Raw genomic sequence first — 21,432 nt, forward strand, 5'->3', positions numbered from 1 at the left:
CCTTGACTTTCTACTTCCTAAACTCATTGTGCTCACCCCTTGACCTGCCTTATCTTAAGCCTTCGATTTGCTTAGCTTTATAAAACACTACTACTTAGCCGTTTGCCAGCCCCTCACATCAATCTTACCTGTAACGGCAGCAGAGATTAAAGCAGTGCGGCGTTCAGGGTCTGTACGGAAGAGCCAACCCTACTCTTGCAGCTAAGTTGTCTGTAAAAAACCTAGCACGTCTTGCTCATACAATGCCGTCTCAGCCGTATAGTCACTGCCATGACCCACAGTTGCCAGCCTTGCGCTTGTATCTGAGTGACAATATCAGTTTGGAAGACAGATTCGTAGGTGACATTGTGAGCGTTGGTCATACCAAGTCCATTTCTAAGTTACGGTATAACATCGTATACAATGCTCAGCAGATGGCAATACTAACCTTAGTCCTCGTCGCAAATCTCTTTAAAACTCTTACCAAATAACGCTTTATTCAGTTTTTGTGAGTCCGCAAATACAACGTCTGAATCAACACGATAGGCTGTATTAACAAGACAGTTATTAAAGTGATATGAAATCAGATCTTTGTGAGCATAGAAAGAGGCGTTAGTTGCTTTCTCCTCTTGATAACGATCCATTGCGAGCTTTCTTTGAGATTTGATTAAGTCTGGATCATCTGCATAATCCTTTGCTTGTTCCTTAATGTTCTCTTCAACGGCCTTACGCCACCTGTTTTGTATCGCGCTTTCACTTTGCAATAACGGCTCGATATAGGTTTTACATATTGGCGGGCTTTTTTTGATCGCTTCTGCTGGATCAACGTAAGCCAAAAGCACTAACTTATTTGTGGTGTATTCACCCTCAATGCTCTTAAGCAGGTCTTGCTTGTATGTCTGCGCTTGAGGCACAACCTTAAGCTTTTCAACGTCGTTTTTGACTTGGGCATACTCTTTATCCAAGGCATCTACATCTCCGTAAGACAGCTGCTTCATTTCAGTGACACTCTGAGGGGTACTAAGAATCTCTAAATTTAAAGTGCTTAGCTGATTCATAACATAGTGTGAATTTTCAATTTGCTTTGCTGTGTATTTTTTACTGTCGAAGTCGCCTTGCATCCTGCAATAACCATCTTCCCATTTGTAAATTTGTGCTTGGGCGATAGTGGTCATTGCCATTGAGGCAACTATAAGAGCTGTGGTCAATCCTTTCATGTGTAAATATCCTTTTAGCTAGGCTCATCTTGAGTAAAAAACCCAACTATTGTACTATTATTATTCTTATGCTTGCTAGCCCTGCGTCTGCATTTGGCTGACGATATCAGCTTGAAAGACAGACTTGTATGTGACGTTATGTGCGTTAGTCATATTAAATCCATTTAAATCTGTTGCTGTTTTAAAGGCAAGAAGGTTTTTGATTTATTGGCATATGTGTTGAAGCAGACTCTATCATTAGCTATAGTATTTTGAATGCTAATCGATATGACGCAGACCATTCGGATGCTTAGATCACCTTTTATTGATTCATTCGTTTTTCTTTCTCCAAAACATGGAACTTTTAATGCGTAACTTTAGTATTAATTATCACGACTGTAGAATCATATTTTTAGATCTAGAATTTTATGTTCCAGAGTCTAGCAGAAGAACTAAAGGGTTGAGCTACAACCCTTGGGATTCAGATTGCAAGTTACTAGGGGGTTCTTTTTTTGTCGCTAATCCCACAAAAGACTTTGAAAACTCTTTAGATATTGATTCAGACCAAATTCAATCATTTTGGCTATGGAATTATGACTCCGAAAAAGCGCTATTGATCGATATTTTCAATCTATTAAAACAAGTCAGCCAAGACGCTAAAGCAGGTAATGATGGTAGAGTCTCTGCAACCTTATGCGGTATAGGTATCATATCTTCTGACATTCCTGTGATATTTGATCTATTAAAAAGGTACGAGCTATTATCAAATGCAGAAGCTTTTTATTTCCAAACAGAATTTCGCGTTATAGATGTTTCAAACTTAGCTATACCTACCTTCAATCATAGTTCTATGTTTGCATATCCAAAAACAAAAAAAGATCTCTTGTTAAAGTACATATCAGGCAAAAAATTTGAGAGTGGCACAGCGGTTTGGAATCTGTATGAAAAAGAGCAGTATAACGAAATAGAATACCGAACTAATGATGAAATCAGCTGTACGCACAAGATATATTCAGAAATTTTAAACAACTACAAGCTTTTCAAACGTTTAGAAAAGGAGGATAAGCGCAATAAGTATAAAGAGAACAACTAACTACTCAGACGCAACCCAGCCCTGCACATCAATCTTACCCGTAACGGCAGCAGAGATTAAAGCAGTGCGGCGTTCCTGCATGTAACGATACCCAATATTGAAACGGTATAGCGTTCTTGCATAAGTTATATAGTGTATATTCCTATTCATACTTTATTTGATGAGACTGCTTTATGGATTTGACGTACATACCCGATGAAATGAAGCCTCTAGCAATTATAGTTATAATCATTGTTGCTTTCGTACCTTTTCTTAAATTTCTTAAAGATATCTATATTGATTTTGAGATGTCTAAGTTTAAACAAATAATCAATACGAAAAGCTACGAAGATGGATTAAGTGATGAGATGAAAGCCAGTCTTATAGACGCAAGAGATGGAGCTGTCTTCAAAAAGATATACGGCTTGAATCTTAGTAAAAAATATAGAGATATTGCCTTACAAATAGAGCGTCAACCTGAGATTAATATTGATTGTGAAGATATAAAGCGAGCTAAACATCACTTAGACTTCAAAGATAACAATATTATTGTAAATTATAGGCCTTGGTTAATTTTTAAGCGGAAGTTAGCTAATATCTTGGGATTCGTATATTTCTTGACTGGTATGCTTTTAATACTGAGCTTAATTATAATAGTATTGCTAGAATTTTCTGGGTATCTTTCAAATATAAAAGTAGGAGCTCAAGATATTATTTTTTGGGTTTTTATAGGGTTTGTATATTTAGCTGTTGCCTACGATCAGATTAAAGAGCGAGAAGCCTTAAAAGCAGTTATCAAGATTCTACTTCAATCTGAAAAAACACCTAACTTGATTAGTATCAATGATAACTGGAAGGGTAAAGACTTTCTTAAAAGATTAGGGTTTAAATTTAAATCGCTAGACGAAATAAACTTTGAGCAGTAAACCACAGTTAATCTGATACCATAAAAACACTGATTTCTGATCGAGATACTAAGCGTAGAGAACCTTTAGCCCACTACGCAGTACGCCCAAAGTGCCATAGGTACACGATGCTCTATCGGCAGAATGCTCATTGGCCTTCGCTAGCTGTTTAACCAATGCGGTGATGAAGTGACGCTCTGAATCTATAGGAAAGGTGCGGCAGAACTTCTCCCATTCCTTTGGCTGGGTAGTCTTCACAAAATACAGCGTGTCTTGCTCATATAGCGCCGTTTCTGCCTGATAGCCGCTGGCATGACTCAATTACCAGCCTTGCAATTGTATTTGACTGACAATGTTCGCTTGAAAGACAGATTTGTAAGTAGTATCAGTTATAAAAATTATATTAAATCTTTCTAAATTTATTAGAAATATATTTAGCTGAATTTTCTAAGTATGGAAATAAAGTACTTTCATTTATATTCAACAAGTCCAGCTCTCTAATTATTTCTTCTTTATACTTATCTTGTATTAAATAATGGATAATATTAAAACCAAATTCCTCTCCATCTATTAATTCTGCATCTAGGCCAAACATCAAAAAAGCTCCAGACTGTGCATTAATTCTAAGATTTGTTATTTTTCCCTTTATGCAAATTATTTCTTTTATACTACTTTCTTTTATTCTCTCTTTAAAATATGGCTTATCGCTTTTAATAAAGTCATATAGCTTATCCATTGTTTGATTAAAATTAGGCTCAGTAGTACCCGCACTAAGTATTTCTTTATCTTTATTTTTTAGCTTACAAAGGTTAGCTATACAAGTTGCAGTATCAGAATCAAAATATTTAATTTTATCCTTAGGAACCTTGATGGAAATTACATCACCTGTTGTTTCCTCCACACCTTTACAAGCAAAGTACAACGCTATTAATGGATTCGTTGAAATATCTAATAATCTTGTGGGTAAAGAAAAATGTTGCATACGTACAAGTCTATCAAAAGTACTGCCATCACCTCTAAATTCATCGTAGTTCTGTGTTAGCAACTCATTATAGGTGGTATTTTCATCCTCCAAATAGAGAAAACTACCGTTTTCTTTCTTTCTAAGTATTGATGGCTCTAATTTATACTTAGAGTTTGAATGACCTCTATAGAAGTTTATGAAATCTTTATTATGCTCTTTACTAAATATTTTTTGAATAAAATCAGTTACGCTCTCAATATTCTCTGTATTATTATGAATAGTTAATCTAGCACTTAAAACTCCAAAAGATGAAAATAAATGTTCTTTAATATGAATTCTCTGTACAAAACTATCTAGATAATCTTTAAGAATTTTTCTGCTATTACCTGGTAGATTTGACTCAGAATATTTTAATAAGTCGTTTAAGCTACCTTCTTTTAATGCCCAGTGTGTTCTGGTAATTTCCTGCTGTCTTATATCCAATTTATCTACGAGAGACTCAATATCTGAATATTTAAAACAATTGTTATTAAAGATCTTAAATTTTATTTCGTAATACCTCCCATTTAAAGCGACAGTAGAAATTCGACATAAGTATATATCAGGGTTTTTACCTTCTTTCATGATAAGACATGGATACCCATATATAACCTCAATATTATCTTTGAATTTTTCTATAACAGATTCTTTTGTGTATTCTAGAAAACGAGTAGTTGCAATTTCTACAACTCCATTTTCAAACCATGATTCATCTTCATATCCAATAACTATTAAGTTATACAATGTCATATCCTTTTGATTTAAATTGATGGTTTCTTTACTAACTCATTTGTCCCTTGCCAGCCCCTCACATCAATCTTGCCCGTGACAGCCGCAGATATTAAAGCGGTGCGGCGCTCTCGCATAAGTTGTATTTGCTCATTTGCTTTCACCTCAATTGCTCTGTAATGCTCTAACATACTATCTAAATAAATCACGATTTTCTCTTGCTCATTGTGCGAAGGAAAAGCGCCCTTAACAGTACCAACTCTATCTATATTCAAATTTGCTTGAGAGCTTTGAGTCGATGTTTGCTCAAATGCAGGTAAAGCTGCTAAAAAACTATATCTTAAGAATTCAACATCGATACCTGTATAAGGTTTAAAACCAATAACACTGTCTGGTGCGTATGCTTCAAAACCTAAAATTGCTGTATCACCAATATTTGCAGCAATCGCCATCATTAAAGTACCCGCTGGAAATAACTGGCTTACGCTTTTACCTTTTTCATTTAAGGTTTGCGAGTATGACGCTATAATTTTTCCCGCACGTGCCACATCGCCAGTCTGAATAAAAGGGTATTCACCGTCATAAAAAGCGGGGTCGTTACGCGGTCTATGACCAAATTTGCCACGATAAATTTTAGACGCGTGTCTATAACTCTTAACATTCCAATGTTCAGGCACTTCCCCCAACCACTCAACGCCCGAATCTTTCATTGGTGCGTCAGGGTTTAAGCCTTTAGTCACTGCATGACTGATCACCGCTTGGCGCTTTTCTTTTAACAGTTGAATTAGGATTTGCTGCTTCTCAATTAGGGTATCGATTTGGGCGGTTTCGTGATCGAGGAAGTTAGCGATTTGGGTTTGTTCATTAATATCAGGAACAGCTATCGGATACGTATTAATGGTTTCAGCAGGAACACGCCGCAATCCTCCTGCACCTGTCATAGCAGCTGTAGCTACACTAATAAATATGGTTTCTAATAAACGATAGAATAGGTAACGGTTATTAACCTTGTCATTAACTCGTAAAACGAATATTTCAGACGATCCAAAACCAACCCCATTGATAAGGTCTTTAGCTATAGTAGTATTATTATTTTCAAAGCACGGAGTCACTTTTGCAACTAGAATATCTTCATTTTCAAAATAGGTATAACCGTCATAAACGTCTTTGATGACTTTTTTTTCATCTAAAACAAGACTATTGAACTTAAGCTTTTCCATTGGCACAAAACTACATTCATCCGACATTAAATCTTGAGATAGCGTAGATTTTTTTGGATTAAGAATTGCTAGATGTTTTATAGGTACAACTTCCCAATGAGTAGGAATCTCCCCCAACCATTCAACCCCAGAATCCTTATACTCTCCATATTGCTGATACTTCATTACCAATTCAGCCATTACGAATGCACCTCACCCAATAACTGCATAATCTCGCTACTAACCGCATCTAAGTCCGCATCAATCTCAGCTAGCGGACGTGGTGGCTCATACACATAGAAATGACGGTTAAACGGTATCTCAAAGCCCACAATGCCTATCTCTTCATCGATGGCATCTGTCTTATCGGGATTAATCCACGCATCAGGCACATGCGGCTGCACTTCACGGGCAAAGTAGCCCTCAATCAGTGCGGTGGTGCTCATGTCTGGATTGAGTGGCACGTTTTCATAATCACGCAGGTCGCTATCAGGCTGGAACTCGACGATTTTAGCGGGCTTATCCGCGTGTGGCTGATAGCGAAACGCGCCGTATAGCGGGCCTTCGGTCTTGATGATTTTTTTGATGACAGGCGCGGCCTCAGGGTTTTTCCATGTCACAGCGTTTAAGATCTGTTTTTTGTCCTTAGCCGATAAATTCAATCCAGTATCCTTAATTGCTTGATTAAACCTTAACTCAAACTGGTTAAAATCATTAAACTGCTTAGTACCAATGGCATGTCGCAGAACATGAGCGGCTTCCATAGTTTCTAACTGATCCAGCCATAACTTTTGGCTTAATACTTCTTTGATTTGCTTCTCTTTCAACTCACTAAAGTCCGCCTTTATCATCGCACGGGCTTCGATATGTATATCACTATCTTGTGTACCAAAATAACCGTAGTGTGACTCTAGACTAGTATCATGGCTCACATCAGCCCAATTCCATTCTTCGAAAAACTTTTCGTATAGGGCTCGCATGACCAAATCATAGGTGCGCTCAGCATAACGTAATGATTCAATAGCCTTATCGCTAAGCTGCGCTGACAATCGCAGTGGACGCTCAATAGTGATACGGCGATAGCCAAACTCATGAGTGGCAAATATCTTACTGGCAAAGGTCTTGGCAGGCTCAGTCTTAGGATTGACAGACTGACGGCCACGGTTAGACTTCACCTCTTCTGGCTTATCTAGCACGCGCGCATCGACTACCTCAAAGTCACCAAAGCTACGGATAATGGTCTTGATATCATCATCGCTCATCTCATTACGCTTTGAGCCAAGTGATTTACGCATCTTGCCGTATAGGTTACTGCCATCAATCAATTGCACGCGACCTTTACGCTCAGGCGCTTTCTTATTGCTTAATACCCATACATAGGTAGCGATACCCGTGTTGTAGAACATATCGGTAGGTAGGGCGATGATAGCCTCTAGTAGATCGGCCTCAAGGATATAACGGCGAATCTCACTCTCGCCACTCCCTGCGCCGCCCGTGAATAGCGGTGACCCATTTAAGATAATACCGATACGGCTGCCTTGGTTGCTGCTGCTATCCGTATCTTTGGTATTATCAGTGATCGGACGCATCTTGCTAATCAGATGCATCAGGAACAATAGCGAGCCATCAGACACGCGCGGCAAGCCAGCCCCAAAACGACCGTCAAAGCCTTTTTGCTCGTGCTCGTCTTTGATCTCACCTGATATCTTTTTCCAATCTACCCCAAACGGCGGATTAGACAGCATGTAGTCAAACTTCTCAGCGACCAGCTGATCACTAGACAAAGTATTGCCCAGCTTAATGTTATTCACCTCTTGCCCTTTGATCAGCATATCAGCTTTACAGATGGCATAAGACTCAGGGTTGAGCTCTTGCCCATAGGTTCGCATCACCGCATCAGGGTTCAGCTCTAGTACGTATTCCATACCAGATGATAGGAAGCCGCCCGTACCTGCTGTCGGGTCATAAATGGTGCGAATGATACCGTCTTTGGTCAGTGCGTCATCATCTTCCATAAATACCAGTGACGTGGTCAGGCGCACGATATCGCGCGGGGTAAAATGCTCCCCTGCGGTTTCGTTTGAGCTTTCAGCAAAGCGGCGGATTAACTCTTCAAAGACAAAGCCCATTTCATGGTTAGATATCTTCTCAGGACTTAGATCAGTAGTGGCAAACATCCGCACCACTTTATATAGCAAGTTCGCATCGGCCAGTTGCCCGACAAACTCTTCAAACTTAAAGTGCTCAAATATCTCACGTGCGTCTTTAGAGAAGGATTGCACGTAAGTATTGAGGTTATCCTTGATGTCGCTTTGACCCATCTTGCTGAGATCCATCGGCGAGGTATTGTAAAACGGTCGCTTGCTGGCACGAATGATGAACTTCTCTTGCGCTTCCTCTGGCAAACCTTTCTCAGCGATACGCTCACTCTCGGCAACCACAGCAGCTTTGGTGTCTGCTAATACGCACTCTAGGCGGCGCAGTAGTGTGAATGGCAGGATGATGCGGCCGTATTGAGATTGCTTAAAGTCACCACGCAATAGATCAGCGACAGACCAGATGAAAGCCGCTGTTTGAGAGAAGTTTTTGGTCATGGGAGTATCTTTTGGTTGTTGAGCAGGAATAGAATTTTTGAATTGAATGTCAGTGATGAGGCGATACCTATCCTAGACAAAATATAACCATCATAAGGGTATTCGACATTACTCGGCAAGTGTGAATGTGAGATTTACTGAGATATAGGCTTTCGAACTACAAAATATTAAAGGGTTCATAAAATAGCTTTTAGGATTAAGTATCCCTTTCAAGCACCTATAAGTTAATATATACAAAATAATAATTAGATTTTATAAGTAATTATAGATAAAACTTAATTTCATTTTGGTAATTTCTGAATACTGATAAAAAGGAAGCTACATAGTGGCAATAACATTTATAAAGTTAGTTGATGGCATCTACTTACCTGACCAAGCTCAAAACACTGCTTATTTACAACCTAATAACTGGGATGATTTTGATTATAAAACGCTATTTAGCCTTGTGATTTTTGACGCCAAAGGTAATAAGCACCATATTGGCAATGTAAAAATTGGTTTTGTTGGACAGTATACAGGCTGGACCAGTGAAAAAATATCATCTCCCTTCACTACACTGCTAGATAACTTTTACTCTTTAGGTCAGGATGCTGATTATTATAAAAACCTTGTAGAAAAGCTTTCTACTGAAATGGTAAGTGAAGTTCTAACAGCATTAGGCGACGTTTCATATCTACCAGAACGTTTAGTTATTGCTGAAGATGAACAGGCTTTTAATACATCATTATTAAGGTCAGTCCGCCGCCTCACTATAGAACAGCAATTTCGAAGAATTCTACGTGGTGAGGCAGCTTTAACAAAATACAATTTCTTCTATAAAAAGTCATCTAATGAACGTTATTCTGGTATTCAAGTAGATTTTAAAGTGAAGCCTAATACTAAGCCTTCATCTAACATTCATATATTGATTGGTCGCAATGGTGTAGGTAAAACAACTCTGCTTAACAATATGGTTGATGCACTTCTTCCTAACAGAGGTCCGCGAAAAGAAACTGGTTTTTTTGCTGTTGAATCTATATTTGAAGAGGAACTTATAATACCAAAAGACTATTTCGCTGGAGTTGTTTCTGTAAGTTTTAGTGCATTTGATCCTTTTACTCCACCTTATGACCAAGTTGATGCAAGTGTTGGCACGCAGTATTACTACGTTGGGTTAAAGAAACGTTTGAAACAACAAGATCAATGGGGATTAAAAAGCATAAAAGATTTATGCCGAGATTTTACCAATAGTTTGCAACTATGCTTTGCACTCGATGCTAAACGGGGGAGATGGATTGAAGCTATTAGAAAATTAGAATCTGATGCCAATTTCGCTGAAATGAAATTACGATCCCTCATTAATGTATATGCTGAAGATGCATCAGATGACAAACACCGGTTTTCTCAAGAAGCTACAGGTCTATTTGGAAGGATGAGCTCAGGCCATGCTATTGTACTTTTGACTATTACAAAACTGGTTGAAACTGTTGAAGAGAAGACCTTAGTCCTATTAGATGAGCCAGAAAGCCATTTGCATCCACCATTACTTTCTGCATTCACTAGGGCCCTATCTGACTTACTTGTTAATCGTAATGGCGTAGCTATTATTGCCACCCATTCGCCAGTAGTATTACAGGAAGTTCCTAAATCATGCGTTTCTATCCTAAGAAGAACACGACTTATCTCAAATGTTGATAGACCTGAGTGTGAAACTTTTGCCGAAAATGTGGGAATCTTGACGCGTGAAGTGTTCGGATTAGAAGTGTCTAAGTCTGGTTTTCATAATTTACTAGAGACCTCTGTAAGTGAAGGTAAGAGTTATGAACAAATAGAACGTGAATACAATTATCAATTAGGTTTTGAAGGTAAAGTTATATTACGCTCATTAATTTTAGCTAGGGACTCAGAAGTGGAGACTAAAAGATGAGAGTTATAGTTGCTCCTCTTGAAGATCCAAAAGAGGTTTATCAAGTTTGTGTTCATAGCATTGCAAATGAATGTTTACGCAATCGACTAACTGCACTGGAAAACGATATCTGTGTAGCAGCATCAGATTATAAGCAAAAAGCTAAAACTAAAAAGCTCTATACTATTCCTCCTAACAACTGTGAAAATGAAGAAATTGCTTTAGGTCAGGTTACAAAAAAAGAGCTAATAAACGTATATAGCAGCCATATGGTTGGTAAGGAAAAGCCTGCAAGAAAAGCATATTATGACTTATTACTATCACGAGCTCCATCAGGTAAATGTCCATTTTGTGGCTTTGGTCAAGTCTGGACTTTAGATCATTATCTACCTAAAACTACATACCCTCAGTTATCAGTTGTACCTTCTAACTTAGTTCCATCCTGCAGGGATTGTAATACCGGAAAGAGTACTTTTATCGCCACCACAGAAAATACTCAAAGCTTACATCCCTACTTCGACCATCAAATTATTACTAATGAGCAATGGTTATTTGCAAAGGTTATTGAAACGTCTCCAGCAACAATCCAATTTTATGTCAAAGCTCCTATTGACTGGGATGAAATTTCTAAAGCGAGAGTTCATTCACACTTCAAAGACTTTAAATTGGAATTACGATACTCATTAGAAGCGAGTGACCAGCTTGGATGTCTTAGAGATACTCTTTCTCAATATAGAGATCTATTAGGTACAATGGCTGTAAAACAGCATCTGTTTATCGAAAGTCAAACCCACATTCGAAAACACATGAATTCATGGCAAACAGCTATGTTTCAAGCTCTTTCTGTTAGTGATTGGTATTGTGATGGGGGTTTCCAATAATAAAAAAATGTTTATTGATTGTTTCTATGCTCAGCCGATAATATTTTTGTAATCAATATCTACCTATTTTTATAATGGAACTATTACTGTAACGACAATTAAATGTTGTTAAATTTGTTGTTAAAATTAATTATAAAATTACTGTATAGTTTGATATTAAAGACTCTTAGGCTTATAGCCTACTCTTGGTGGGCGCACCATCAAATATAATTTTAAGTACCGATTAACCCTTGTATGCCACGCGCTGCAAGGGTTTTTTATTATCTAATACACGGTAATTAACGATTAAAAACGGTTGAGCTACAAACCTATAACGGCTGAAGTCATAATGCTTTTGTTATTAATGTATGATTAATAACACTTTCATCAGGTTGATTTCTCTAACCTCAGTAAGACCTTCATTACAACAGTCTTTGGTACAGTCGCGTTATTTCAATAAATCCATTTCATTAGGCTTTTGAATAAGCGAGCAGAAGAAATAGTGTGATGAGATTAAGCTTCTCATAAATAAAGATCCGTAATCAATTAATGCTATTGTTGATAGCCGTGTTGCCGTTGATCACTGAGACCGCATACTTACTGAAGAATTCCTTAATATTACTATTATAACGTTGGGGCAGTTACTGCCTTATCTTAGCTGACAAAAACTGTCTCTTTTCCGTAGAACGATTTCACGATTATTAATATTCATCTTTAGGAGGATGCTATGAGCACTCAAATAACAGAAAATTATACCTACATTGATGGGCATAAGATTGCATTTCTAGAACAAGGTTCAGGTAGTCCAATAATCCTGCTGCACGGGATTCCAACCAATAGCCTCATGTGGCGAAATATTATTCCACAACTTGCAAAAACACATCGGGTCATCGCCCCTGACCTTCTCAACTATGGGAAATCTGCAAAACCAAAAAGCGCAGATGTGTCCATTAATGCGCAAAGCAACATGATTGTAAAACTCATGGATGTCATAGGTGCGCGGCAAGCAGATATTGTTGGACATGATATTGGTGGAGGCGTTGCTCAGTTGATAGCTGTCAATTATCCAGAGAAAGTTCGAAAGCTGATTTTGATAGATAGCATCTGCTTCGATTCATGGCCTATCCCAGATTTTGAGCCGCTACAGGAACCTGGTGCTGAGTCAGAGATGAGTCTAGTGGACTTTTTGAGCATGATGCGAGGTTTCCTACCAAAAGGTGTATATGATAAGAGTGTCATGACTGATGAGCTTATTGAGATGTATCTTGAACCTTGGTCAACTGAAGATGGCAAGCATGCCTTCTTTCGCAATCTCAGACGGTTGAATAAGGAATATACTCAGGCCATTACTGACGAACTTAGCAACCTTCCACATCAGACGTTCATTATGTGGGGTGATAAAGACCCTTTCCAAAAACCGGAATATGCACCAAAGCTGGCAGAAGCGATTCCAAACGCAGAGCTTGTCTGGATTAAAGATGTCGCTCATTGGTTAATTGATGAGAAACCTGATGAAATTGGTGAGCATATCAATCAGTTTCTAAGCTAAAAACGAGTGCTACAGAGACACATAACACAGCGCTGCATCGAACAAAAATGCTATATTACTATTCGATGCAGAATTTTTATTGTACCGTTCGCCATTACAGAGAACTAACCGTAAATATATGTAGAAATGGACTCTCAACAATTCCACGAAATATAGCTTGGTATAAAAAACCATTGAGCCCACAGCTTACTCTGAGTAAGCACACCAGTTAAAATATGAGTAGTAATTATTTAAACCCTTGTAAGCCTCGAGCAACAAGGATTCTTTATTGCCTTTTAACAACTATAATCATTAATTGCTTACTGTCTTAATTGCCATATTGCCCAAAATTGATAAAGCCTCTTAAGCTTAATATTTCATAGCTTGAAAGGCTTTTTCGATAACATGCTTTTATCTAGGTAAGGCGCTTAATATTGGGGTTAGATTTATTTTTAAAGGCTGAAAAATATTAATATGGAGTTCAATTTGGATATCTGACTCCATACATAGTTTATGTGTTGTCCTCTTTAATCATGTCAGCTGCCTTCTCTGCTACCATAATTGTGGGTGCATTTGTATTACCAGCCATAACGAACGGGAAAATAGAGGCATCTACCACACGCAGTCTTTTAACACCTCGAACCTTTAATCGTGGTGTCACCACTGCCAAACCATCATTTCCCATTTTACAGGTGCCATTCTGGTGATGGTAACTTACAACTGACGAACGCACATACTCTGCAATTTGTTCATCTGTTTTAACATCTTCACCTGGATATATTTCTCGACCACGCCATTCTTTTAAGGCTGGTTGGTTTGCGATATTGCGCATTTGTTTAATCGAAGTCACTAATGTATCGACATCATATTGTGTATCAAGTACATTTGGATCGATATTCATCTTATCATCAGGATTAGAACTGTTTAGTGTAATCCTACCGCGTGAGGTCGGTCTAACTCCTGCAGCTACTAGAGAGAATGCATTTTGAACGGAACTATCTTGACCAGGTGCGTAATAAGGAACATGGAAAAAAAGTGGCTGCATATCGGCCCCTGGTAGAGCTGTCTGAGTTTTTGCAAACATATGAGCATGCAATACTTGAATAGACATGTCACTTGGTGGCGGGAGCTCTTTCTTTCCTTCGTATATTACAGGGCTTAAGTTATGATCGTGGAGGTTTTCACCTACACCGGGGCTATCGACAACCACATTAATACCAAGCTTTTCTAACTCTGATTTTGACCCAATGCCTGATAGCATCAAAATACGAGGAGATTCAATAGCACCGCCACATACAATCACTTCTTTTTTAGCTTTGACTGTTTTGATAGTGCCTTCTTGACGATATGTAACACCTGTTGCTACACCCTTTGTTATATTTACTTTGTGGACACGTGAGTTAGTTATTAATGATAAATTAGGACGGTTGAGAGCTGGCCGTAAGAAAGCGACTGCTGTGGAGTGTCTCTTCCCATCTTTCGTATTTAAATCAGTATAACTGACCCCTTCTTGTGTCTCCCCATTGCTGTCATCATTAAAAGAGATACCAGACTCTATAGCAGCATCAACTATCGCTTTCGTTACCGGATGAGGAGTAAAATCTGCAGTAACATGAAGTAGCCCGTTACCGCCATGATAGACACTTGGACCACGTGAGTAATTTTCTGACTTTTTGAAATATGGTAGTACATCGTTATAAGACCACCCATCACAACCTAATTCATTTGCCCAATGATCATAATCAGATGCATTACCTCGCACATAAATCATGGCATTTAATGAAGATGACCCACCCACTGTTTTACCACGTGGCCAATTTAAGATACGATTGTGTGCATTTTTTTGCGGTATAGTTTTATAGTCCCAATCATATTCGGTACCCCATAGCTCAATTAAACGCATGGGTGTTGATATCATTTCACTATTATCGGGACCTCCTGCTTCAATAATAAGTACCTGACTACCGTCTTCAGTTAGACGATTCGCAAGTACGCAGCCTGCTGAACCTGCGCCAATAATCACATAATCGAATTCTTTACTATGGCTATCTATAGGATTAATACTTGCACCTATAGCACCTTTAGATAACATAAGTACACCTGAAGCAACTGCGGTGTATCCTAAAAAATTGCGACGTGAAATACCTTTTGATTTATTCTTAGTAGACATGAAAACTCCTTTTTACTGTCAACTATATTCTTTTGTTTTAGATGAGCCTATTTCAATTAAAATAACTAACCATCTTCAGATAACTGATTTTTTCTACTAACAACCATGTAATCTGGGGCTTTTAGCATCTCTAAAGATAAGTACTCACTACCTGTTCTACTTCAGCCATATTTTTTGCATTTACTAGCGGTCACTAGATACTTATTATGTAATAAATATCTATTAAGATTTAAAAACCTGCATCGTCTGTATAGAGGTAAACTCTTTGAGACCAGCTTCTCCAAACTCAATACCAAACCCAGAGTCTTTAACACCACCGAATGGTGCATCGGGTTGAACCATGGCATGATTATTGATCCACACAGTGCCACAGTCTAAACGTGAGCCGATACTCTGTGCTTTTTCGATGTCTGTTGACCAGACTGAACCACCAAGTCCAACAGATAAGCGGTTGGCACTGGCAATCGCCTCTTCGATATCGCTAAACTTAATAATCGGTAGAATCGGTCCAAACTGTTCTTCATCAACCAATCTTGCGCCATCATTGATGTTGTTCACCAACGTTATGGGATAAAAATAGCCGGTCTCGTCTACTACTTCACCGCCACATAGGAAGTTTGCACCGCGCTCTTTGGCATCTTGAGCAAGAGCTTTGACAATATTCAATTGTGCCTCATTTTGTAGAGGTCCAAAGTCGGTGTCTTCATCAAGCCCATTACCTGTCTTCATACTTTTGGCAATCGTGGTCAAGGCTGCACACAACTCATCATGCACGGATTCATGCACATATAGTCGTTTTAAGGCGGCACACGTTTGGCCATTATTGATAAAAGAGGTTGCAAAAATCTTACCCGCGATGGCTTCAATATCAGCATCCGCCAGTACAATACCAGCGTCATTGCCACCTAACTCAAGCGTCAAACGTTTTAAAGTCACGGCAGCGCTTTTCATAATGGCTTTGCCTGTTGGGGTTGAGCCTGTAAATACAATCTTTTGAATATCCACATGTGCAGACATCGCCGCACCAATATCACCTTTGCCAGTTACCACATTCAATACGCCTGCTGGCAAAATATCTTTAGCAATCTCACCAAAGCATAGTACGGTCAATGGGGTCATCTCAGACGGTTTCATGACGACGGTATTACCAGTGAGCAAAGCAGGAATGATGTGCCAAATGCCGATAAGTAAGGGATAATTCCATGGGGTAATCGAGCCCACAACGCCCAGTGGCTTACGATGTAACTCTATCCTAGCCAAGTCATTGTCTTGGATAGTTTCTGGTTCTAACGCCATGCTAGCAGTCGCACGTATCCAAGCCAATGCACCACCCAACTCAAAGCCTGCACCCAAATCGGCAAAACCTTTTTTGGGTTTGCCCTGCTCTTTGGTCAGCATCGTCATAAGCATATCAGCACGAGTTTCAACCGCATCAGCAAGCTGCATTAAGTGGTCACGGCGCTCTGCATAGGTGAGTGCTGACCAACTAGGGAACGCTGCTTTGGCTGCTGCGACTGCTTCATCTAATTGAGCCACACTGGCCTTTGGACAGCAGGCAATAACAGATTTATCAGCAGGGTTGATGACATCAAAACAATCGGTAGTGGCAACGCTTTTACCGCCGATAATTAAATTAAAAGATTCCATTATTCATCCTCTTATTGTTAGGATCTATTGTCTATAGAATTGACCCGCATGATTTAAAAATAGTAGATTTAAACAATTGGCTTTAATAACGCTAAAAATAATGGGCCTTAATGCAACAATATGAGTGCCACATTAAAGCCCATTATTTTAAAAACACGTCAGGTTTACTTACTATTGTCTTTACTTTGATTAAGATTTAACGAAGGGGTTTCATCAAAGAAGTTCCATGGTTTAAGCAGAATATTCACCCACTCTGTTGGCATAATAGGCCATTCTTCAGCCCGGGCTATATGCGTAGTGCCCGTGGTTAGCCAAACCACCAAATCTTTATTATGAATGTTTTCGTCATCTGCAACGAAGGATCCTAGCCCCGTATCTTTATCAGAACGATTAGGATAAGTACCCTCTGGATATAACTCATTCGTATTATATTTTGTCACCCAAATTTGTTTATCCATAAAATTGAGACGCTTAAATAACCATTCATCATCTGCAAAATTAGCACCTTTCGCAATGGGATGAGTGGCGCCTGCAAATGGAATCATTTGATAAGAAACTGGATTGCCCATACGGTTTTCTTTACTGGCATTACTGATTAAACGCACAGTAGTAGGGTCAAAATTTTCTTTCGCTTTTGTTTCTGTTAATACTGTCGTCTCACGAGTCTCCATTGCACTGGTACGCGGGCCACTGCGCACATTGGGTACGACTACTGGCTCTATACGTTTGATGTTGTTGGTCTCGCCATCAACATCCATATCCAAGCGGAAATTATAGATATGCTGATGCGTGGTGCCAACGATGTTGTGGTCTATCAGTGTGCCATAACGTGTGTCTTCTTTAGCACTTGGGTCATGCATGGTTTTGGTAATAACACCTTTGACCGCTTCGATACCAGTAGCGCCAGCATTGATACCAATGGTACCGTTTGGCTGAAGTACCCAGTCAAAAATATAGTCATAGTTGCCGATGGTGCTGATCCAGCGTACAACTAGCTCACGACGCTCAGTACTGACATTTTTTTGTCCCATTTCTTGGTGTTTAAACTCAGGGCCTGCATAACGTTCAAACACGGCAATGGCATTCGGAATGGTATAAGGATTACCTTCGTAATCTGCAAGCACCGCATCAAGGAGCACCGCATTTTCTGGTGCATCAACATTTCTTTCTAGTGGGGAAGTTAAGGTGCCCATACCATATTCGCCAGAATCTAGATAAGATTTAAAATACCAACCCATATCAGGGTCACCATAAGGGACTACCATGCCACCTAAATTGCCTTGATACATGATTTTACGGTCTACACCTTTGTCTTTAAAAGTAACGGTACTGAGCTGTAAACCTGTACGACTGTCTAGACCGATATGGAACTTCCAATTGTTCCACTCAACGTTTCGACCAGTGATGGTATAGTTTTTTCCTTCTGGTTCAATAATGTTTAATGGTTTATTGGTCACAGCCTTTTTATCGCGACCATCAATTGGACGTGGGGTCATAGGTACCGGAATAACACCACCTTCTTCGATTTTAATAATCTTGCTCTTATCTAAATCGACCACGGCTACTAAATTTTCGATCGGATGTGCCCAATAGTTACCATCGCCGACATCTAGGTAAGAGACAATTTTTAGAATCCTCTGTTGCTTGTCTAACAGACCATCTTCTCCCCCAAAATACCCAACGGTCAACGGTGTGCCCACCACTTTGGTCACATCGTCTACCCCATGTTTTTTCAGTGCGGCTTTATACTCTGGGCTAGTTTGAATGATGTCTTGTATGGCCATAAAGTCATCGACCAGTACCATGCCAAAAGTGTTCTCTAAAACTTTCCAGCTTGTCAGCGTGTTTTTGCTTAAATCGACTTCCCCTTCAATGACCGTATTGCCTTTTAAGATGGTAAACGTTGCCACGCGGTCGCTTGTATAAGGTTTTCTATCAATCACGTTACGCCACACGGCATCTTTGTCGGGTTGCTTTAGACGAATATCAGCAAACCGTGAGTTTTTTTGTTCAGGTTTGGCTTTACGAATAATGGCTGTGACTTCGTTAATCTCGTCACTACTCAATACATTCAAGGGATGCGGGCTTTGCTCTATTTTGAATGTTTGATCCAAATTGGATTGGAGTATTTCATTGGCCAAGGTGTCAGGCACCAAAGCTTGTCCATCTTTCATGACCAGTGGGTTAGTGATCTTTAAAGGCTTTCCATTCACCATGGCAGTTGCGCTATTGGGTTTGATTTGTACACGTGTAGAGTTTTTGGTGACGGTATACATATCAGCGTAGCTGTCGTAGCTGACCTCTGCCCCTGCTGTGGTCATAGCTGCCTCAATCGGCACCATATGTACCTCTCCGCCATGTGCCAGTGCCTGTCCACTATAAATAAAAGCCAAGCTGGCGACCAATGCTGTTAGAGTAGATGACAATGAGGTATGCTGGCGAGGGTTTTTACTGATTGTAGCGTTGACTTTCTGTTGATGGCTTGAGAGTGAGCAAAAATGTCTCATGGATAACTTCCTTGTTATTGTGGATGGATATAGGCTTTATTTTTTGTAATAGCCGCTAAATATTGATATCTAATATTATATTTAACGTTTCTATCATCAGTATTATTAACCGATGATTGTAGGTTTTCTACTCGTTGACAGACGGCTGTTAATAACCCTCTTCATAATGCTGAACACAATCGTTATAAACAAAACTTTAGTTCATTAGAATTTTCAAATAATACTGTAACAGTATTTACATAGTTAAACAATAGTTCACTATAAAGTTGTAGTATATCAGTGATTTGGGGGATTTTATTGTCCATAATAGCAACGCTAATATATTTGATAATGCCAAACTAAATTAGAATTTCCATACCCATAAAATACTGATAGATACTCAGATATGCCCACATATAACAATAGGTGATCATATCTGAGAATGGGGCGCTAAATATCACCTGTATTTGGGTCAACAATGACTTCTAACAGATAACAGCCCGATGCATTGACCGCTTTATGAATTGCTTCGGGTAGGTTTTCGTGCTCTTTAATACAAGCACCTTCACAACCCATACTATTGGCCACTTGCACAAAGTCAATATTGGGCAAGTCAAGCCCTGGTACAGACTGACTCTTCATAATTTTACCGAATGAATGCATGGCACCATATCCAAAATTGTTTAGCACAATAAATGTCACAGGTAAATTCAACTGCGCGGCCGTCCAAACAGCCTGAATAGAATACATAGAAGATCCATCACCAATTAAGCACACAACCCGTTTATTAGTGGATAACGCGACTCCTACTGATGCCGGTAACGCATAGCCAAGACCACCACTAGACATCGTAAAAAAGCCCTGCGCTTGTGTAATGGGCAAAAAACGTTGAATGACAGACCGGTGAGAAGGCGCTTCTTCGACGATAATAGAGTCAGATGGTCGTGCATGCGACAGCAGATCAATGGCATACTCCACTGAAATGGGGGTCGCTCCAGTTACCTTGGGTGCAGCAGGACGCAGCGGCGTGACAAATTTGTCACTCTGGGAGTCAGATAGAGGAAGGATTTTATCCAACATGGCACTAATACTGTGGTTGATTGAACCAAATAAAGTGGTGGTTGCAGAGGCAAATGCCGCATATTTTGGATCATCGGTAATTTGATATATTTTGACTGCTGAATCAAATATCGTCACATCTCCTGCAATGTGTAACGTAAACACAGGGGCACCAATCACCAGAATCACATCATATCCAAACAGTTTTTCTGACAGCTGTGCAGGAAGCGCAGGTAGAAACCCTGCAAACTGAGGGTGGTCTTCTGGAAAACTGGCTCGACTCGAATACGGTGCTGCCCAAACATGTGCTTGTAACCGCTCAGCCAGTTTAACAGCAGTATTAAATGCATCCTGCCTATCGACATCTGCACCAACAACTATGGCTAAATTTTGACTGTTTTTGAGTACCTCTAACAGCTGATCAATGGCTGCTGCCGTTGGTATAGTGCCCTCAATCACTTTTGAGTAATGAGGCATATAGGTCGTTTTGTCCCAATCATCAGAGGGTATCGATACAAAGGTTGGACCACGTGGATGCTGCATCGCAATATGATACGCTTGAGCGATTGCCAATGGTACATCCTCAGGACGCGCAGGCTCGATGCTCCATTTAACGTACGGTTTTGGAAAGTCGGCAGCGTGATCTGCGCCAAGATAAGGCGCAAATGGTAAGATGCTACGAGATTGCTGGCCTGCCGTTATGACTAAAGGTGTGTGATTTCGATATGCTGTGAATATATTTCCTAATGCATGGCCAACCCCTACTGCTGAGTGCAGATTGACAAAAGCGGCATTGCCAGATGCTTGAGCATAGCCATCGGCCATCGCCACAACAGATGACTCTTGTAAGGCCAATATATATTCAAAATCTTCAGGAAAGTTATTCAAAAAATTAAGCTCAGTAGAGCCGGGATTACCAAACACTGTCGTCATATTAAGTTCACGCATCAAACGAAACGTCACTTGTTGTACAGTATCTGTATGCTGCATAGAAGACATAAAAGACATCCTTGTCACTAATTGCTTATTGCTAAGCGTTGATTGTCAAAATTGTTAATACTAAGGTCTGTTTAATATTAGACTGCTTTACAGTCCCTACTATCGGAGCAAGTGACCTAGC

Annotated in this window: 15 protein-coding genes; 5 read left to right on the forward strand and 10 right to left on the reverse strand. The window is 39.5% G+C overall.

What is annotated here, in order from left to right; translation table 11 throughout:
* Positions 1–221: 221 nt before the first annotated feature.
* Together JMX96_RS10710 and JMX96_RS10715 are read right to left on the reverse strand one after the other, a co-directional pair.
* On the reverse strand, positions 222–362 hold the full coding sequence (locus tag JMX96_RS10710; protein WP_201568992.1) for a hypothetical protein: 141 nt from the start codon (positions 360–362) through the stop codon (positions 222–224).
* 66 nt (positions 363–428) lie between these two features.
* Entirely contained in the window at positions 429–1,196 is a 768-nt protein-coding gene (locus JMX96_RS10715) for a hypothetical protein (protein ID WP_201568993.1), read from the reverse strand.
* Between the two features lie 346 nt (positions 1,197–1,542).
* Here JMX96_RS10715 and JMX96_RS10720 point away from each other — a divergent pair, with 346 nt between their 5' ends.
* Positions 1,543–2,268 (forward strand): hypothetical protein, encoded by a 726-nt coding sequence (locus tag JMX96_RS10720; RefSeq protein ID WP_201568994.1) that lies wholly within the window; start codon positions 1,543–1,545, stop codon positions 2,266–2,268.
* Positions 2,269–2,441: 173 nt separating this feature from the next.
* Positions 2,442–3,173 (forward strand): hypothetical protein, encoded by a 732-nt coding sequence (locus JMX96_RS10725; protein ID WP_201568995.1) that lies wholly within the window; start codon positions 2,442–2,444, stop codon positions 3,171–3,173.
* A gap of 48 nt (positions 3,174–3,221) precedes the next feature.
* Here the strand turns inward: JMX96_RS10725 and JMX96_RS10730 are convergent, their stop codons facing one another.
* From JMX96_RS10730 to JMX96_RS10745, 4 genes are all read right to left on the reverse strand, one after another.
* Positions 3,222–3,473 carry a hypothetical protein gene (locus JMX96_RS10730; RefSeq protein ID WP_201568996.1) on the reverse strand — a complete coding sequence of 84 codons (252 nt, stop codon included), beginning with the start codon at positions 3,471–3,473 and terminating at the stop codon, positions 3,222–3,224.
* 82 nt (positions 3,474–3,555) lie between these two features.
* Positions 3,556–4,905 (reverse strand): FRG domain-containing protein, encoded by a 1,350-nt coding sequence (locus JMX96_RS10735; RefSeq protein ID WP_201568997.1) that lies wholly within the window; start codon positions 4,903–4,905, stop codon positions 3,556–3,558.
* 11 nt (positions 4,906–4,916) lie between these two features.
* Positions 4,917–6,284 carry a restriction endonuclease subunit S gene (locus JMX96_RS10740; protein WP_201568998.1) on the reverse strand — a complete coding sequence of 456 codons (1,368 nt, stop codon included), beginning with the start codon at positions 6,282–6,284 and terminating at the stop codon, positions 4,917–4,919.
* A complete protein-coding gene (locus JMX96_RS10745; RefSeq protein ID WP_201568999.1) occupies positions 6,284–8,677 on the reverse strand; it encodes a type I restriction-modification system subunit M in 2,394 nt (797 codons plus the stop codon). Before JMX96_RS10745 ends, JMX96_RS10740 begins: the two co-directional genes overlap by 1 nt.
* Positions 8,678–9,002: 325 nt before the next feature.
* Here JMX96_RS10745 and JMX96_RS10750 point away from each other — a divergent pair, with 325 nt between their 5' ends.
* The 3 genes from JMX96_RS10750 to JMX96_RS10760 all read left to right on the forward strand — a co-directional run bounded on the left by JMX96_RS10750 (position 9,003) and on the right by JMX96_RS10760 (position 12,971).
* On the forward strand, positions 9,003–10,583 hold the full coding sequence (locus JMX96_RS10750) for an AAA family ATPase (RefSeq protein ID WP_201569000.1): 1,581 nt from the start codon (positions 9,003–9,005) through the stop codon (positions 10,581–10,583).
* A complete protein-coding gene (locus tag JMX96_RS10755; RefSeq protein WP_201569001.1) occupies positions 10,580–11,443 on the forward strand; it encodes an HNH endonuclease in 864 nt (287 codons plus the stop codon). The genes JMX96_RS10750 and JMX96_RS10755 overlap by 4 nt, the downstream gene beginning before the upstream one ends.
* A gap of 706 nt (positions 11,444–12,149) precedes the next feature.
* On the forward strand, positions 12,150–12,971 hold the full coding sequence (locus JMX96_RS10760; RefSeq protein WP_201569002.1) for an alpha/beta fold hydrolase: 822 nt from the start codon (positions 12,150–12,152) through the stop codon (positions 12,969–12,971).
* Between the two features lie 490 nt (positions 12,972–13,461).
* On the opposite strand, the gene JMX96_RS10765 is transcribed toward JMX96_RS10760, so the two are convergent.
* The 4 genes from JMX96_RS10765 to mdlC all read right to left on the reverse strand — a co-directional run bounded on the left by JMX96_RS10765 (position 13,462) and on the right by mdlC (position 21,311).
* Positions 13,462–15,120 (reverse strand): GMC family oxidoreductase, encoded by a 1,659-nt coding sequence (locus tag JMX96_RS10765; protein WP_201569003.1) that lies wholly within the window; start codon positions 15,118–15,120, stop codon positions 13,462–13,464.
* Between the two features lie 222 nt (positions 15,121–15,342).
* Positions 15,343–16,767 (reverse strand): aldehyde dehydrogenase family protein, encoded by a 1,425-nt coding sequence (locus JMX96_RS10770; RefSeq protein WP_201569004.1) that lies wholly within the window; start codon positions 16,765–16,767, stop codon positions 15,343–15,345.
* A 164-nt stretch (positions 16,768–16,931) separates the two neighbouring features.
* Complete coding sequence (tynA, locus tag JMX96_RS10775; protein ID WP_201569005.1) at positions 16,932–19,274, reverse strand: primary-amine oxidase; 2,343 nt, start codon at positions 19,272–19,274, stop codon at positions 16,932–16,934.
* 429 nt (positions 19,275–19,703) lie between these two features.
* Positions 19,704–21,311, reverse strand: a complete 1,608-nt coding sequence (gene mdlC, locus JMX96_RS10780) for a benzoylformate decarboxylase (RefSeq protein ID WP_227677026.1) — start codon at positions 21,309–21,311, stop codon at positions 19,704–19,706.
* Between the last annotated feature and the right edge of the window lie 121 nt (positions 21,312–21,432).

This window comes from Psychrobacter sp. JCM 18900 (assembly GCF_904846625.1).
GTDB lineage: Bacteria > Pseudomonadota > Gammaproteobacteria > Pseudomonadales > Moraxellaceae > Psychrobacter.